We start from the raw sequence: 13,692 nt of genomic DNA, 5'->3' as shown, positions 1-13,692 counted from the left end.
ACAGACACCATGAAACTCGCGTCGCTCAACAACGGTCATCCCGATGGCGCGCTGATCGTCGTCTCGCGCGATCTGCGCCGCGCGGTTCGCGCCGACGCCGTCGCGCCGACACTGCGCGCCGCGCTCGACGACTGGACGCACACGCAAGCCGCATTGCAGGCGCTTTACGACGCGCTCAACGACGGCAGCGCGGCCAACGCGTTCGATTTCGACGCGCAGGCGTGCAGCGCGCCGCTGCCGCGCACGCATCAGTTCATCGACGCCTCCGCGTTCCTCAATCACGGCCGCATCATGACGCAGGCCTACCATCCGGAGAAGAAGTCGGACCCGTCGATTCCCGTGCTGATCCAGCGTCAGGCCGACGATTTCGTGGGCCCGCACGGCGACTACGCGTTCCCCGACGAAGCCGATCAATGCGACTTCGAAGGCGAAGTAGGCGTGATTCTCGGCGACGTGCCGATGGGCACGCGCGCCGCCGACGCACTCGCCCACGTGCGCCTCGTCGTGCTCTTCAACGACGTGAGCATGCGCAAGCATCTGTTTCGCGAACTGGGCATGGGCTTCGGCTTCATTCTCGCCAAGCCCGCCACGGCGTTCGCGCCGGTTGCCGTCACGCCCGACGAACTCGGCGACGCGTGGCAGGACGGCCGCGTGCAGCTCGACATGGAAGTCGAGCGCAACGGCGAGCGCTTCGGCGCGCCGAACGGCCGCGAAATGAGCTTCGGCTTTCACGAACTGATCGCGTATATCGCGTACAACCGCAATCTGCGCGCGGGCATGCTGCTCGGTTCGGGCACGTTCTCGAACGTCGATTATCACGCGACCGGTTCCGCCTGCCTCGCGGAGCAACGCGCGATCGAAATGCTCGAACACGGCGAATCGCGCACGCCGTGGATGCGTTTCGGCGAGCGTCTGCGTTTCGACATGAAAGGCCGCGACGGTCAATCGATCTTCGGCGCCATCGATCATCGCTACATTCAGGCGGACTACGTTCAGCAGGCCGCCCACCACGCCATTGCAGGAGCAGGCGCATGACCACGCAATACGACATCGTCGCGATGGGCGCGGGCCACAATGGCCTCGTCGCCGCCGCGTATCTCGCGAAAGCCGGCAAGAAAGTCCTCGTGCTCGAACGCAAGGCGTGGCCGGGCGGCGGCGTAAGCACGCGCGAGCTGAACACACCGGGTTACTGGCACGACGAACACTCGAGCGTGCACATCATGATTCAGGGCAATCCGATGCTGCGCCAGGACGAACTCGGCCTGCTCTCGGAACATGGCCTGAAATACCACTATTCGCCGGTGCCGCACGCCACGATCTTTCCCGATCAATCGGTGCTGTTCACGTACAAGGATCTCGACAAGACCTGCGAATGCTTCGCGAAGGTCTCGCAGAAAGACGCCGACACGTACCGCGAATTCGTGAAGATGAGCCAGCAGGTCCTGCAGATGTTCATGCCCGGACTCTACTCGCCGCCGCCGCCGCTCGGCGAACTCGTCGCCATGCTCGACCGCAGCGACGAAGGCCGCCTCATGCTCGACTACATGAACCGCGACTGCCTCGATCTCGTCAATCAACTCTACGAGAGCGACAAGATCAAGATTCATCTGCTGCGTCTCGTGAGCGAAAACCTGCAGGCGCCCAACGAACTCGGCACCGGCATGGGCGTGCTGCTGATGCCCGGCATCATCCATACGTACGGCGTTTCGCAGCCGATCGGCGGCAGCGGCAAGCTCACCGAATCGCTGGTGCGCTGCATCGAATCGTATGGTGGCGAAGTGCGCTGCAACGCCGAAGTCGCGAAGATTCTCACGAGCGCGGGTCGCGCCAGCGGCGTGCAGCTCTTGAGCGGCGAGACCATCGTCGCGAAGGACGCCGTGATCGGCGCGCTTCATCCGCATGTGATCCGCCGCTTCGTGGAAGGCGTGCCCGAGCCCGTGTTGAAGCGCGCGGAACGCGCCACGCTCGCGCCGTTCTCGATCATGGTGAGCCACTACGATCTCAAGGAAAACGCGCGCTATTACGCGGGCGAGGAAGTGGGCTACGCGACCATGCTCGAATTCATGGCCACGGACAAGCTCGACGAGATGCTCGCCGATTTCGACGACCTCAAGCGCGGCCTCATCACCGAGCGCCGTCTGTGCGCGGGCGGCGACGAAAGCATCGGCGACAAAACGCGCGTGCCCGCGGGCAAGGGCATGTTCCATGGCATCACGTTCGCGCCGTACAGCGTGAAGGACAAGCGCTGGTCCGAGCGTCACTGGGACGAATTCAAGGAAGAGATCGGCGATCTTTCGCTCGCGCATTACCGCCAGTTCGTTTCGAACCTGACGAGCGATAACATCGTCGCGCGCAGCATCGTCAGTCCTGTCGACCTCGAACGCTCGAGCCCGAACAGCATGATGCGCGGCGATCTGCACGGCGTGGCGCCCTACTTCTATCAAAGCGCGGGCCATCGCCCCACGCCGGACCTCGGCCAGTTCACCGTGCCGGGCGTCGAGCGCCTCTATCTCGCGGGACCGTTCCAGCATCCGGGCGGCGGCGTGTACGGCGCGGGCCGCGCCACGGCCATCAAGATGTTCGAGCAGCTCGGCATGGACTTCGGCAGCGTGGCGAAGGGCGCGCGCCAGGACAGCGGCGTGCCCGCGACGGCGAACGGCCACGCGCCGAAGAAAGCAGGCATGGTGCTGCGCGGTCCCGCCGACGAGGAACTGATGCACGTGGAGTCGCTGGAACGCGTCGGCAACGAACTCGTCATCAAGGGCAAGAGCTTCGGCACCATGCCGATGGAAGCGCGCCTCGACGCGTCTTCCGCGCGCGCCGGCCTCAAGATGCTCGGCGCCTCGCGCCTGGCGTTCCTCGCCACGCTGCCGTTCCGCAAGGGAGATGCGCAATGAGCCATGTCGTCGTTACCGGAGCGCAAGGGTTCGTCGGGCGCGCGCTCGTCAAACGTCTGCTCGCCGACGGCCTCGGCGCACGCGCGGTGTCGAAACTCACGCTGCTCGATATCGCGTTCGATGCGCCGCACGCCGACGCGCGCGTGACGCAACTCGCAGGCAGCATCGCCGATGCGAGCGTGCGCGCGCAAGCCTACGCATCGCCCGTCGATGCCGTGTTCCATCTCGCGAGCATTCCCGGCGGCGCGGCGGAGCGCGACTACGCGCTCGGCCGCACGATCAATCTCGACGCCACGCTCGGCCTGCTCGAAGATCTGCGCGGCCAGGCGCGACCGCCGCGCTTCGTGTTCGCGAGCACGGTGGCCGTCTACGGCGAGCGACTGCCCGAGGTCGTCGACGAACGCACGCTGCCCGCGCCCGCATTGAGCTACGGCGCGCACAAGCTGACGGGCGAAGCGCTGGTCGCCGACGCCACGCGCCTCGGCTGGGTGCAGGGCTGCTCGCTGCGCCTGCCCGGCGTGGTGGCGCGGCCCGGCGACGGCGCGGGCATGATGTCGGCGTTCATGAGCCAGCTGTTCTGGAAGCTCGCCGCCAACGAAGCGATCACGGTGCCGGTCTCGCCCGAAGGCGTGGCTTGGTGGATTTCGGTGGGCGCGTGCGTCGACAATCTGCTGCATGCGGCGACCGTCGACGCGGAACGCTTCAACGCGCGGCGCAGCTATCAGATGCCGGTGCTGCGCCTCACCATCGCCGAAGTGGTCGATGCGCTCGCCGCGCGCTTCGGCGAGTCACGCAAGGCGCTCGTGACCTACGCGCCCGACCCGTTCATCGAGCGGCTGTTCGCCGCCTATCCGCCGCTGCTGACGCCCGAAGCCGAACAGCTCGGCCTGCGTCACGACGGCACGGTCGAACAACTGATCACCCGCGCCATCGCTCATTGAATACCCGGTGTCGCCGCGCAATTGAAGCGCTGCGATACCAATGAAAAGGATTCCTGATTATGCAGATCGTTGGACTCGAATATCTCGTCTTCGGCATCGACGACATGGCGGGAGCCCGCCAGTACCTGCACGACTACGGCCTCGACGAAGTCGAATACGATCCCGCGCACGGCGGCGTCTTCACCGCGCTCGACGGCACGGGCCTCGTCATGCGCCCCGCCGACGACCCGCGCCTGCCGCCGCTGCCGCCGAAAGCCGCCACGCCCTGCCTGCGCGAAACGGTCTACGGCGTCGACAACGCGGACACACTCGCCACGATCCGCGCGCATCTCGAAGCGGAATGCGACGTGCGCGTGGACGCCGACGGCACCGTACATTGCATGGACGATGCGGGCTTCGGCGTCGCCTTCATGGTCACGCAACGCCGCGCCTATGACGCGCGCTATCTGGGCTTCAACGTGCCGGGCCAGCCCGCCGGACGCGCGCCCAACGACTGCGCCGCGAATCCCGATGAAGTCATCAAGCCGCGCACGCTCTCGCACGTCGTCTATTTCGTGGACGACGTGCAGAAGGCGGAAGCGTTCTACGCTCGCCTCGGTTTCGTCGTGACCGACCGCTTCAATCATCTTGGGCCGTTCATGCGTCCGGCGGGCACAAACGATCATCACACGCTCTTCATGATCGAAAGCCAGAACGATCACATGATCGGCTGCAATCACTTCACGTTCCATCTGGGCTCGCCCGCCGAAGTGCTGCAGCACGGCTGGAACTTCGTGAAGAAGGGCTACAAGAGCTTCTGGGGACCGGGCCGCCATATTCTGGGCAGCAACTTCTTCTGGTATTTCAACAGCCCGTTCGGCGCGACGATCGAGTTCGACGCGGACATGGACCTGCACGACGCGAGCTGGACGCCGCGCGCCGTCGATCCGGGTTCCGACAACTCGCAGATCTTCCTGTTCGACGCCCGCAACAAATGGGCGCCCGGCGAATGACCACGCACGCCGGAGAGCGCCTGCTCTGCACGCTCGACGCGCTGCCCGACGGCGGCGCGCGCGGCATGCTGCGCGAGGGCTTCGACGACCGTCTGTGCGTCGTGCGTCAGGGCGACGAAGTCTTCGTCTGGCTCAACGACTGCCCGCACGAACATCGGCCGATGGAATATCGCCAGGACCGCTTTCTGTCCGGCGATGGACAGCACATCGTCTGCTACGCGCACTCCGCGCATTTCGACATCCGCACGGGCCTGTGTTTCGCCGGGCCGTGCACCGGCAAGTCGCTTATCAAGGTACCCGCGCGCGTCGTCGACGGCGAAGTATGGATCGCCGCCGACCTGCCCTCGGTCTTCGACATTTAAACGGACTATCACCATGTTCCAGTACTTTCCGACCAATTACGTGTGGAGCCTTTCGACGATGATCGCGCTCACGCACGGCGGCAATATCGGCGAAGTCGACGCCATGTGCGCGCCGCTGCGCGACGCGGCGCTCGCCGGCGACGATCCCGGCACGGTGGCTTTCTATGAAGCGTGGAAGGCCGGCGCCGATCAGCTCAGCGCCCTCGCCGACGACGATCTCGCGCGCGGCCACACGCTGTCCGCCGGCGAAAAATACGCGCGTGCGGGCCTGTATTACGGCATCGCCGAACGCATGCAGGCACACGGCTTCGAAGCGCGCCTCGCGATCTATCAGCGTTCGCTCGAACAGTTCGAACGCGGCCGCACGCTCGGCCGCGAGAATTGCGTGCGCGTCGAGATCCCATACGGCGACACGCATCTTGCCGCGCTCTACGTGCGCGCCGAAGGGCTGCAAGCGGGCCAGCGCGCGCCGATCGTCGTCGTCATGAACGGACTCGATTCGACCAAGGAAATGCTGCAAAAGAGCGTGATGGGCACGATGTTCGCGCGACGCGGCCTGTCCGCGCTGTTCGTCGATCAACCGGGCACGGGCGAAGCGCTGCGCTTGCAGGCACTGCCTGCCGTGCACAACACGGAGGTCTGGGCCGCGCCGATCGTCGACTGGCTCGAAGCGCACGCGGAAGTGGACCCGCAGCGCATTGGCGCGCTCGGTGTGTCGCTGGGCGGCTATTACTGTCCGCGCGCGGTCGCGTTCGAGCCGCGCTTCGCGTGCGGCGCGGTCTGGGGCGCCAATCACGACTGGCGCGCCGTGCAGCACGCACGCCTGAAACGCGAAGGCGAAAATCCCGTGCCGCATTACTGGAAGCACGTGCAATGGGTGTTCGGCGCGAAGGATCAGGATGACTTTTTCGCCAAGGCCGAATTCATGCATCTGAACGGCGTGCTCGATCGCATTCGCGTGCCGTTTCTGGTGACGCACGGCGAGAACGATCGCCAGATTCCGCTCAAATATGCGCACGAAACCTTCGATCAGCTGACCAACAGCCCGAAGAAGGATCTCTTCGTTTTCACCGCGCGCGAAGGCGGCGTCGAACATAGCTCGCTCGACAATCCGCTCAATGCCGGCAACCGCATCGCGGACTGGCTCGCGGAACAACTGGGCGGCACGCTCGCCTGAGGCGCGCGTTCTTCGTCGCTCCATTCAGACCTATGCAGTCATTACGCAACGATAAAACACAGAGAGACACCATGGCACTCGTCAACAAGGTCTTGATCGTGGGAGGCGGCATCGGCGGCATGTGCGCGGCGATCATGCTGCGCCGCCAGGGCATCGAGGTCGATCTCGTCGAACTCAATCCGCAGTGGGCGCCCGACGGCGCAGGCATCACCATCAGCGGACCGACGCTGCGCGCGCTGCGCGAAGTCGGCGTGGTCGCCGACGTGCTGCGCGTGGGCGGCTCGTGGCGCGCCGTCGATATCTGCGACGCGAGCGGCCAGCTCACGGCCACCGTGCCGATCGCCTCGGCGCACGGCGCGGACGATCTGCCGGGCGCGGCCGGCATCATGCGCAGCGCGCTCGCCGCGATCCTCGCGGACGCCACGCAGCGCGCGGGCGCGAACGTGCGCCTCGGCGTGAGTTTCGAAACGCTCGCGCAAGATGAAGAAGGCGTCGACGTCGTCTTCACGGACGGCACGCGCGCGCGTTACGACCTCGTGATTGGCGCGGACGGCGTCAATTCCGCGGTGCGCCGCCACGTCAAGCCTGATTTCGCGGGGCCGCGCTTCACGGGTCAGGGATCGTGGCGCGCGGTGGTGCCGCGCGAACGCGAGAACTCGACGATCTACATGGGCAAGACCACCAAGGCGGGCATGAATCCGATCAGCGCGACGCAGTGCTATCTGTTCGTGCTCGACAAACGCGAAGGCATGGATTTCCTAGCGCCGGACAAGTGGCCGCAACTGCTCGCCGATCTGCTCGAAGAATTCGACGGCCCGCTCGCGAGGCTGCGCGAAGGGCTGCTCGACGGCACGCTCGAGGATCACCGCGTTTTGTATCGTCCGCTCGCGGGGCATATGATCGAGGGACCGTGGCATCGCGGCCGCGTGGTGCTGCTCGGCGACGCCGTGCACGCGACCACGCCGCATCTCGCCTCGGGCGCGGGCATCGCCGTGGAAGGCGCGCTCGTGCTCGCCGACGAACTGCGCCGACGCCATTCGCTCGAAGGCGCGCTGCTCGCTTACGCGGGTCGCCATTACGACCGCGCGCGGCTCGTCGTGTCGGCGTCGGGGCGGCTGGGCGAGATCGAACGCGAAGGCGGCTCGCGCGACGAACACACGCGCATCATGGTCGCGGCGCAGCAGGCGTTGCGCGATCCGTTGTGAATCACCCTTGCGCCACTATCCGCCCGCTTGAAACCAGGGAACTCACCATGAGCGATTTTTCACCCGATAACGGCCGCGTGGCGGTCGTCACGGGCGCCGCCGGCGGCCTCGGCGAAGCCTTCGCATGGCGCCTCGCCGCCAGCGGCCACACACTCGTGCTGACCGATCGCGCGCCGTGCGATGCGCTGGCCGCGCGCATCAACGCCGCCGGTGGCCGCGCCATCGCGCTCGCCTGCGACCTCGGCGAACCCGACGATATCGCCCGCTTCGCCGCCGAAGTCATCGAGCGCACCGGCAAGGTCGACGTGCTCGTCAACAACGCGGCCTTCATGCCGATGGCGCCGCTCGCCACCATCACCGCGACGCTGTGGCGGCAGATCATGACGGTCAACGTCGACGCGCCCTTCCTGCTCGCCCAGGCGTTTTCGGCCGGAATGGTCGAGCGCGGCTGGGGCCGCATCGTCAATCTCGCATCGAGCACCGTGTGGGGACCGCCGCCCGGCATGAGCGCCTACGCGAGCAGCAAGATGGCGGTGATCGGCCTGACGCGCGCGCTCGCGTCCGAACTCGGCGCGCATGGCGTGACCGCGAACGCCATTTCGCCGGGCTTGACGCGTCATCCCGGCAGCGCGGCGAATCTGCCCGCCGAAGCCTTCGAAGCGGTGCGCGCGCGGCAGTTCATTCCGCGCACCGAGGAACCCGACGACCTGACCGGCGCACTGGCTTTTCTCGTTTCCGACGACGCGCGCTTCGTCACCGGCCAGGTGCTGAACGTGGATGGCGGCGGCTTCGGCTTCTGAGGGCAACGGCGCAAAAAACGGCATGCGCGATGCGCGTCGACACGCGGCGCGCGTCGCAATCGGCGCGGTAACCGCTAGAATTGCGGTTTTAGTCCGGAAACTGCCCCATGTCCTTCGCCACGCTAGGCCTGATCGATCCCTTGCAGCGCACTCTGCGGGATCTCAACTACCAGACGCCGACGCCGGTGCAGGCAAAGGCGATTCCCGCCGTGCTCAGCGGCAAGGACGTCGTGGCCGCCGCGCAGACCGGCACCGGCAAGACGGCCGGTTTCGCACTGCCGCTGCTGCAACGGCTCGTGCAGAACGGCCCGGCGGTGTCGAGCAACCGCGCGCGCGTGCTGGTGCTCGTGCCGACGCGCGAACTCGCCGAGCAGCTGGTGCAGAGCTTCATCGAATACGGCAAAGGCCTCGACCTGCGATTCCTCGCCGCTTACGGCGGCGTGAGCATCAATCCGCAGATGATGAAGCTGCGCAAAGGCGTGGACGTGCTCGTCGCCACGCCGGGCCGTCTGCTGGATCTTCATCGTCAGAACGCCGTGCAGTTCGATCAGGTGCAGACGCTCGTGCTCGATGAAGCCGATCGCATGCTCGACCTCGGCTTTGCGCGCGAACTGAACGCGGTCTTCGAAGCGGTGCCCGCGAGACGCCAGACGCTGCTGTTCTCCGCGACCTTCAGCGAAGAAGTCCGCACCATGGCGGCGGGCATTCTGCGCAATCCGGTCGATATCAGCGTCAGCCCGCCCAATGCGACGGCCAGCAAGATCAAGCAGTGGGTCGTGACGGTCGACAAGCGCAACAAGCCCGAGCTCTTCATGCACCTCGTGGCGCGCAACAAGTGGCAGAACGCGCTGGTGTTCGTCAAGACGCGCAACGGTGTCGATTACCTCGCGACCCTGCTGGAAAAAGCCGGTTATTCGGTCGATACGATCCACGGCGACAAGCCGCAACCGGCGCGTCTGCGCGCGCTGGAGCGCTTCAAGGCGCGTGAAGTGCAGATGCTGGTGGCCACCGACGTGGCCGCGCGCGGACTCGATATCGACGATCTGCCGCTGGTGATCAACGTCGATCTGCCGATCGTCGCGCAGGACTATGTGCACCGTATCGGCCGGACCGGCCGCGCGGGCGCCAGCGGCGTGGCCGTGTCGCTCGTGTGCGCCGATGAAGCGCCGCAACTGGCCGCGATCGAAGCGCTGATCCGGCAAACGCTGCGCCGCGAGGAGGAGCCGGGTTTCCTCGCCGATCATCGTGTGCCGGAAACCAGCGCGAGCGGGGAAATCCTCAAGAAGCCGAAAAAACCGAAGAAAGCCAAGGTGCCGCAAGTGGTCGCCGGGGTTCTGGCCGGCAAGCCGGCGCAGCCGGGCGACGGTCCGGGGCCGGGCTGGGTGAATCCGTTCAGCACGCAGAAACCGCGCGGCAAGCCTGCTGCAAAGAAGTCTGCGGCGGGTTCGGGTGGTGCGCGCAAACCAGCGGGGAAGCCTGCCGGGAAGGCCTCGGGTAAGCCTGCCGGGAAACCTGCCGGTGGGCGTGGCAAGCGCTGATTCCGGCGCGGATCGATGTATCGACGTATCGGGCGGCTGGGTTAAGGGTGATTCGTGCCGCCGTCGCTCGACAGATGAAATTCGTCTCGCGTGATGGCATAGCGGCTGTACGGCACGCCGTCGTCGATACCATCGCCGCGATGCGTCATCCCCAACTTCGACGCGACATGGCTCGACGCGCGATTCTCCGGATGAATGTCCGCCACGATCTCCGGCAGTGCAAGCGTGCGAAGCGCGTGAATGAGGACGGGACGTGCCGCCTCCGTCGCATATCCCTGCCCCCACGCTGCCCGGTTTAAACGCCAGCCGATTTCAAACTCGGGGCCAACGGCATCGTAGGGGATGAGCAACACCCAGCCGAGAAAGCGCTCGGGATCGCGCTTCGCGAAAATCGACCAGTAACCCAATCCCTCGCTGAAACGCGCTTCAATGCGCGAGTGGAGAAAGCGCTTGTGCGCCTGAAGATCGCTCCACGGGCCAACGACGAATCGAACGACTTCGGGATCGCGATCCATCGCGAGGCACGCGTCGAAGTCCTGTAGCGTGCGAGGCCGGAGTGTCAGACGGTCAGTGTGGAATGTGGGAAGCGGCATGGCATCGGCGATGGGCTATAAGCGATGGGCTATATGCGATGGGCGACGCGGTGAGGCAGTTTAGTGGACTCGTTCGTGTGAGATATTGCGCTGCGTAAGTCCGCCGATGTCTTAAACCGCAGCCTGACGCGCGGCGGGAAACGCCCGCATCGCGACAGGTGCGAGGCCAAGAACAACCACGAGAAAACCGACCTGGGCCAGATAGAACGGTGCGGACCATTGATCGTTCGCGGCGACGTAGTACGTGTTGTGCACGACGTCGCTGAATATGATCGAAACAGTCAGCCAGATTCCCAGCCGGGGTTTGACGAATAAAAGCAAAGCGGCGAGCGGATCGAGAAAGGTCAACGCGTCCCAGTAGATTTTGCTCGCCAGCGCAATCCGGTTGCCATAACCGTAATCCCACAGCCAACCATTTTGCAGAATCGCGTGGACATGATTGAAGGTAGCCGCGAGAAGACACACGGCAAACAGAGCACGAATCACGGTCGAAGCGCGTGGCATGTTTGTCCTTGTGTCGACTGTCGATAAAGCACGGCTTTTCATGCTGCTTCGTAGCGCGGGAAATAATAAGGCGCAGGATTCCGCAAAAAAACCGCAGTCCGACACCGCACTCACTCGCCCAGCAGATCGCGATAGCTGCCATACGCACCCAGCACGATCAGCGCAGCCAGCACCGGCGTAACGACCACGCCGCTCAACGTCATCGGCATCGCCGACACAGCGAACGCATAAGCCCCCATCACCGCCGCGTAAATCAACGCGACCGGCCAGTTGCGCGCAACGGCGCGCGCACTCGTCATCATCGCGTCGAACGGCGTGCGGTTGCGCAGCACGATCAACGCGGGCGCGAACCAGAACGACGCGAGCGCAACCCCATAGAACGGCAGCGCAGCCAGCCAGGCCCACGCGCGCAGCCCATGCATGTGCGCCAGCATGTGCGCCGCGAAATAACCGGCGGCCGCCATCGCCGCAGCCATCACGCCGACAGCAAGCAACGCATCGCGATGTTCATCGACCGCGCGCCACGTTTCGCCGAAGGTCCAGGGACGCGCGTGTTCGGCACGCTCCTGCATCAACACGAACACGGCCATCGCCAGCGGCGCGACGAGCGGCGCCAGCACGCTCAGACGCGGCGCGAGTTCGAACAGCGTGACAAGATCGGCGCAAGCGAGCACGGCAAAAAGCCACGCCACGGGCCGCTGACGCGCGACCGCAAAACCGTGAGCAAGCCAGGCAAAACAACGCGCGGCCTGCACGCGGCGAATGCGATGTTCATCGGCGCGCGCAACCGGCGCGGTGCTGGAGAGAAAGTGCAGATTCATGACGATGTCCTGTTCGAGGAAAAAGACTGCGTTGTCGATGTTCACTGCGGGCGCGCGTATCAGGCCGCGCCGTGTTCGAGTCGTTCGGCGATGCGTTCGGCGTGACGCCGCACATAGCGCACGAGGCCGCGCCAGGTGAAGCGCGTGAGCCACACGCAGAGCCACAAACCAAGCGCGCCGCCTGCCAGCATCGCGACGCCGTACAGCAGCGCGCCGATGCTCGATCCATGCGGGCCGACGATGAGCACGTGATCGTCGCCGCTATCGATGGCGACGTGATTCTTGTCGATCACCACCGAGTCGCCTTCGCTGTGCACCGCGAGTCGCGGGCCGTCCTTGCCGCCCTCGACGAACGACACGTGCTCGCCGTCGCTCTTGACTTCCCACGCCATGTCGCCCGCGCTGCCGCCCATTCGCGCGGCCGAGAGCGTGTCGCCGCTGCCGGTGCCGATGTCGAGCGCGACGACGTTGGCGCGCGGAATCGTCCATGTGTTGCCCTTCACGTCGAACCCGGCGGTCGCGCCGCCCGTCGACGTCACGTGCAGCTTGCCGCTTTCGTTGCGCAATTCGACGGTGCCCGACGTGGTCACGATCGACATATGCGTGCCGGGCTGCGGTTGCAGCACGAAGCGATCGCCGTCGACGCGAAAGTCCGGCACGTTGACGCGCTTGAGCATCGCGGCGTCGCCGTTCGCACGACGCTGCGATGCGTCGCCGTCGTCCGCGCTTTCGCTGCTGTCCTGGCTGCTGCCCTGAAAGCTGAACGGAATGCGGTCCGTCGACGGCCAGCCGAACGCGTGATGACTGCTGAGCAGCACCACGGTCGCGAGCCCCGTGATGAGCATCGTCGCCGAGAGCACGTAGCCGCACGTGAGCAGCGTCAGATAAAAAATGAACGGCACGAGCAGAAACAGCTGCACGATTCCGAGGCCCGCGATCGACACGATCACGCGCAGCAGATTGCCAAACGAGCGGCGCGTTTCCCACTGGCGGAAGCTCGCCTGCGCGCGCAGTTCGCGCGCCAGTTTCACGGGATCGCCGAGCGCCGCGATCACGTCGGCTTCGCTGCGTCCGGCCGCGAGCGCGTCGCCGATGTACTCGCGATAATCGGCGACGATGTCGTCGACGACATGCTTCGGCAAACTCCGCAGTTCATGCCGCAACTGCTCGATGAATGCGTCCTGCGTCATTGCTGGTCCCCTGTTCCGAGAGGCGCGCCCGGCAACCCGAGCACACCGTTGACTTCATCGACGAAACTGCGCCATTCCTCTTCCATGCTCGCGAGGCTGCTGCGCCCCGCCGCCGTCAGCGAGTAGTACTTGCGCGGCGGCCCGGAACTCGACTCGACGAAATACGTGGACACCCAGGCTTCCGCCTGCAGGCGGCGCATCAGCGGATAGATCGTGCCTTCGCTGATTTCCATGGTTTCCGATAGCGTCGAGACGAGTTCGTAGGCGTAGCTGTCGCCGCGCGCCAGCACGGCCAGCACGCACATGTCGAGCGTTCCCTTCTTTAGCTGGGTCTTCATTCAAATCCGTCTTCGATAGTGTGCATCACACGGTACCTTGCAATACACGCATGATGCGTACAACTCGTTTCCGCGAAATCATGGACTGCAATGTAGCAGGCGGTATTGTTTTATGCAAGGTACTGTTTTATGCACTGTTCCGGAATGGCGGGCGGAGACTGAAAGGTATGAAAGGCGCGCGTGGAAAGGCCTTTGCAGGCGGGCGCGGCGGCTCGGGAGACTTGGGGACGCAATAACGGGTACGCACCAGTTCCGCGTTTGTTGAGTCGGCGAGCGCCCGGCGTTCTGGCGCGGATAAATCGTGGATCGACGCTACAATTCCCGCCACGTTTCT

The 13,692-nt window shown here is 65.2% G+C and carries 14 protein-coding genes; 9 read left to right on the top strand and 5 right to left on the bottom strand.

Features of this window, described 5'->3' with window-relative positions; translation table 11 throughout:
• The first annotated feature begins 9 nt into the window (after nt 1-9).
• From G3N97_RS06265 to G3N97_RS06225, 9 genes are all read left to right on the top strand, one after another.
• Nucleotides 10-1,035 (top strand): fumarylacetoacetate hydrolase family protein, encoded by a 1,026-nt coding sequence (locus G3N97_RS06265; protein WP_205992431.1) that lies wholly within the window; start codon nt 10-12, stop codon nt 1,033-1,035.
• Nucleotides 1,032-2,897: an NAD(P)/FAD-dependent oxidoreductase gene (locus tag G3N97_RS06260; RefSeq protein WP_205992430.1), complete on the top strand. Its 1,866-nt coding sequence runs from the start codon at nt 1,032-1,034 to the stop codon at nt 2,895-2,897. Before G3N97_RS06265 ends, G3N97_RS06260 begins: the two co-directional genes overlap by 4 nt.
• On the top strand, nt 2,894-3,838 hold the full coding sequence (locus G3N97_RS06255; RefSeq protein WP_205992429.1) for an NAD-dependent epimerase/dehydratase family protein: 945 nt from the start codon (nt 2,894-2,896) through the stop codon (nt 3,836-3,838). The genes G3N97_RS06260 and G3N97_RS06255 overlap by 4 nt, the downstream gene beginning before the upstream one ends.
• A gap of 59 nt (nt 3,839-3,897) precedes the next feature.
• Nucleotides 3,898-4,830 (top strand): VOC family protein, encoded by a 933-nt coding sequence (locus tag G3N97_RS06250; RefSeq protein WP_205992428.1) that lies wholly within the window; start codon nt 3,898-3,900, stop codon nt 4,828-4,830.
• Nucleotides 4,827-5,192 (top strand): Rieske (2Fe-2S) protein, encoded by a 366-nt coding sequence (locus G3N97_RS06245; protein ID WP_065061580.1) that lies wholly within the window; start codon nt 4,827-4,829, stop codon nt 5,190-5,192. Before G3N97_RS06250 ends, G3N97_RS06245 begins: the two co-directional genes overlap by 4 nt.
• A gap of 13 nt (nt 5,193-5,205) precedes the next feature.
• Nucleotides 5,206-6,369, top strand: a complete 1,164-nt coding sequence (locus G3N97_RS06240) for a prolyl oligopeptidase family serine peptidase (protein ID WP_205992427.1) — start codon at nt 5,206-5,208, stop codon at nt 6,367-6,369.
• 71 nt (nt 6,370-6,440) lie between these two features.
• On the top strand, nt 6,441-7,574 hold the full coding sequence (locus tag G3N97_RS06235) for an FAD-dependent oxidoreductase (RefSeq protein WP_205992426.1): 1,134 nt from the start codon (nt 6,441-6,443) through the stop codon (nt 7,572-7,574).
• Nucleotides 7,575-7,621: 47 nt separating this feature from the next.
• Entirely contained in the window at nt 7,622-8,374 is a 753-nt protein-coding gene (locus tag G3N97_RS06230; RefSeq protein WP_205992425.1) for an SDR family oxidoreductase, read from the top strand.
• A gap of 107 nt (nt 8,375-8,481) precedes the next feature.
• A complete protein-coding gene (locus G3N97_RS06225) occupies nt 8,482-9,912 on the top strand; it encodes a DEAD/DEAH box helicase (protein WP_205992424.1) in 1,431 nt (476 codons plus the stop codon).
• Between the two features lie 41 nt (nt 9,913-9,953).
• Here the strand turns inward: G3N97_RS06225 and G3N97_RS06220 are convergent, their stop codons facing one another.
• The 5 genes from G3N97_RS06220 to G3N97_RS06200 form a co-directional block, all read right to left on the bottom strand.
• The gene (locus G3N97_RS06220) at nt 9,954-10,505 is read right to left on the bottom strand and encodes a GNAT family N-acetyltransferase (RefSeq protein ID WP_205992423.1); all 552 of its coding nucleotides are present in this window, start codon (nt 10,503-10,505) and stop codon (nt 9,954-9,956) included.
• Between the two features lie 111 nt (nt 10,506-10,616).
• Nucleotides 10,617-11,009 (bottom strand): hypothetical protein, encoded by a 393-nt coding sequence (locus G3N97_RS06215; protein WP_205992422.1) that lies wholly within the window; start codon nt 11,007-11,009, stop codon nt 10,617-10,619.
• 110 nt (nt 11,010-11,119) lie between these two features.
• On the bottom strand, nt 11,120-11,875 hold the full coding sequence (locus G3N97_RS06210) for a hypothetical protein (RefSeq protein ID WP_346778023.1): 756 nt from the start codon (nt 11,873-11,875) through the stop codon (nt 11,120-11,122).
• A 14-nt stretch (nt 11,876-11,889) separates the two neighbouring features.
• On the bottom strand, nt 11,890-13,020 hold the full coding sequence (locus tag G3N97_RS06205) for a DUF1700 domain-containing protein (protein WP_205992421.1): 1,131 nt from the start codon (nt 13,018-13,020) through the stop codon (nt 11,890-11,892).
• Complete coding sequence (locus G3N97_RS06200) at nt 13,017-13,358, bottom strand: PadR family transcriptional regulator (RefSeq protein ID WP_205992420.1); 342 nt, start codon at nt 13,356-13,358, stop codon at nt 13,017-13,019. The genes G3N97_RS06205 and G3N97_RS06200 overlap by 4 nt, the downstream gene beginning before the upstream one ends.
• Nucleotides 13,359-13,692 lie beyond the last annotated feature (334 nt).

Source organism: Paraburkholderia sp. Ac-20347 (genome assembly GCF_017104805.1).
GTDB lineage: Bacteria > Pseudomonadota > Gammaproteobacteria > Burkholderiales > Burkholderiaceae > Paraburkholderia > Paraburkholderia tropica.
The sequence above is the reverse complement of the archived record's forward strand: the minus strand, read 5'-3'. Positions and strand labels throughout refer to the sequence as shown.

Coding starts and splice junctions, on each gene's coding strand:
- G3N97_RS06265 (WP_205992431.1), top strand. CDS start 10: ATGAAACTCGCGTCGCTCAACAACGGTCATCCCGATGGCGCGCTGATC.
- G3N97_RS06260 (WP_205992430.1), top strand. CDS start 1,032: ATGACCACGCAATACGACATCGTCGCGATGGGCGCGGGCCACAATGGC.
- G3N97_RS06255 (WP_205992429.1), top strand. CDS start 2,894: ATGAGCCATGTCGTCGTTACCGGAGCGCAAGGGTTCGTCGGGCGCGCG.
- G3N97_RS06250 (WP_205992428.1), top strand. CDS start 3,898: ATGCAGATCGTTGGACTCGAATATCTCGTCTTCGGCATCGACGACATG.
- G3N97_RS06245 (WP_065061580.1), top strand. CDS start 4,827: ATGACCACGCACGCCGGAGAGCGCCTGCTCTGCACGCTCGACGCGCTG.
- G3N97_RS06240 (WP_205992427.1), top strand. CDS start 5,206: ATGTTCCAGTACTTTCCGACCAATTACGTGTGGAGCCTTTCGACGATG.
- G3N97_RS06235 (WP_205992426.1), top strand. CDS start 6,441: ATGGCACTCGTCAACAAGGTCTTGATCGTGGGAGGCGGCATCGGCGGC.
- G3N97_RS06230 (WP_205992425.1), top strand. CDS start 7,622: ATGAGCGATTTTTCACCCGATAACGGCCGCGTGGCGGTCGTCACGGGC.
- G3N97_RS06225 (WP_205992424.1), top strand. CDS start 8,482: ATGTCCTTCGCCACGCTAGGCCTGATCGATCCCTTGCAGCGCACTCTG.
- G3N97_RS06220 (WP_205992423.1), bottom strand. CDS start 10,505: ATGCCGCTTCCCACATTCCACACTGACCGTCTGACACTCCGGCCTCGC.
- G3N97_RS06215 (WP_205992422.1), bottom strand. CDS start 11,009: ATGCCACGCGCTTCGACCGTGATTCGTGCTCTGTTTGCCGTGTGTCTT.
- G3N97_RS06205 (WP_205992421.1), bottom strand. CDS start 13,020: ATGACGCAGGACGCATTCATCGAGCAGTTGCGGCATGAACTGCGGAGT.
- G3N97_RS06200 (WP_205992420.1), bottom strand. CDS start 13,358: ATGAAGACCCAGCTAAAGAAGGGAACGCTCGACATGTGCGTGCTGGCC.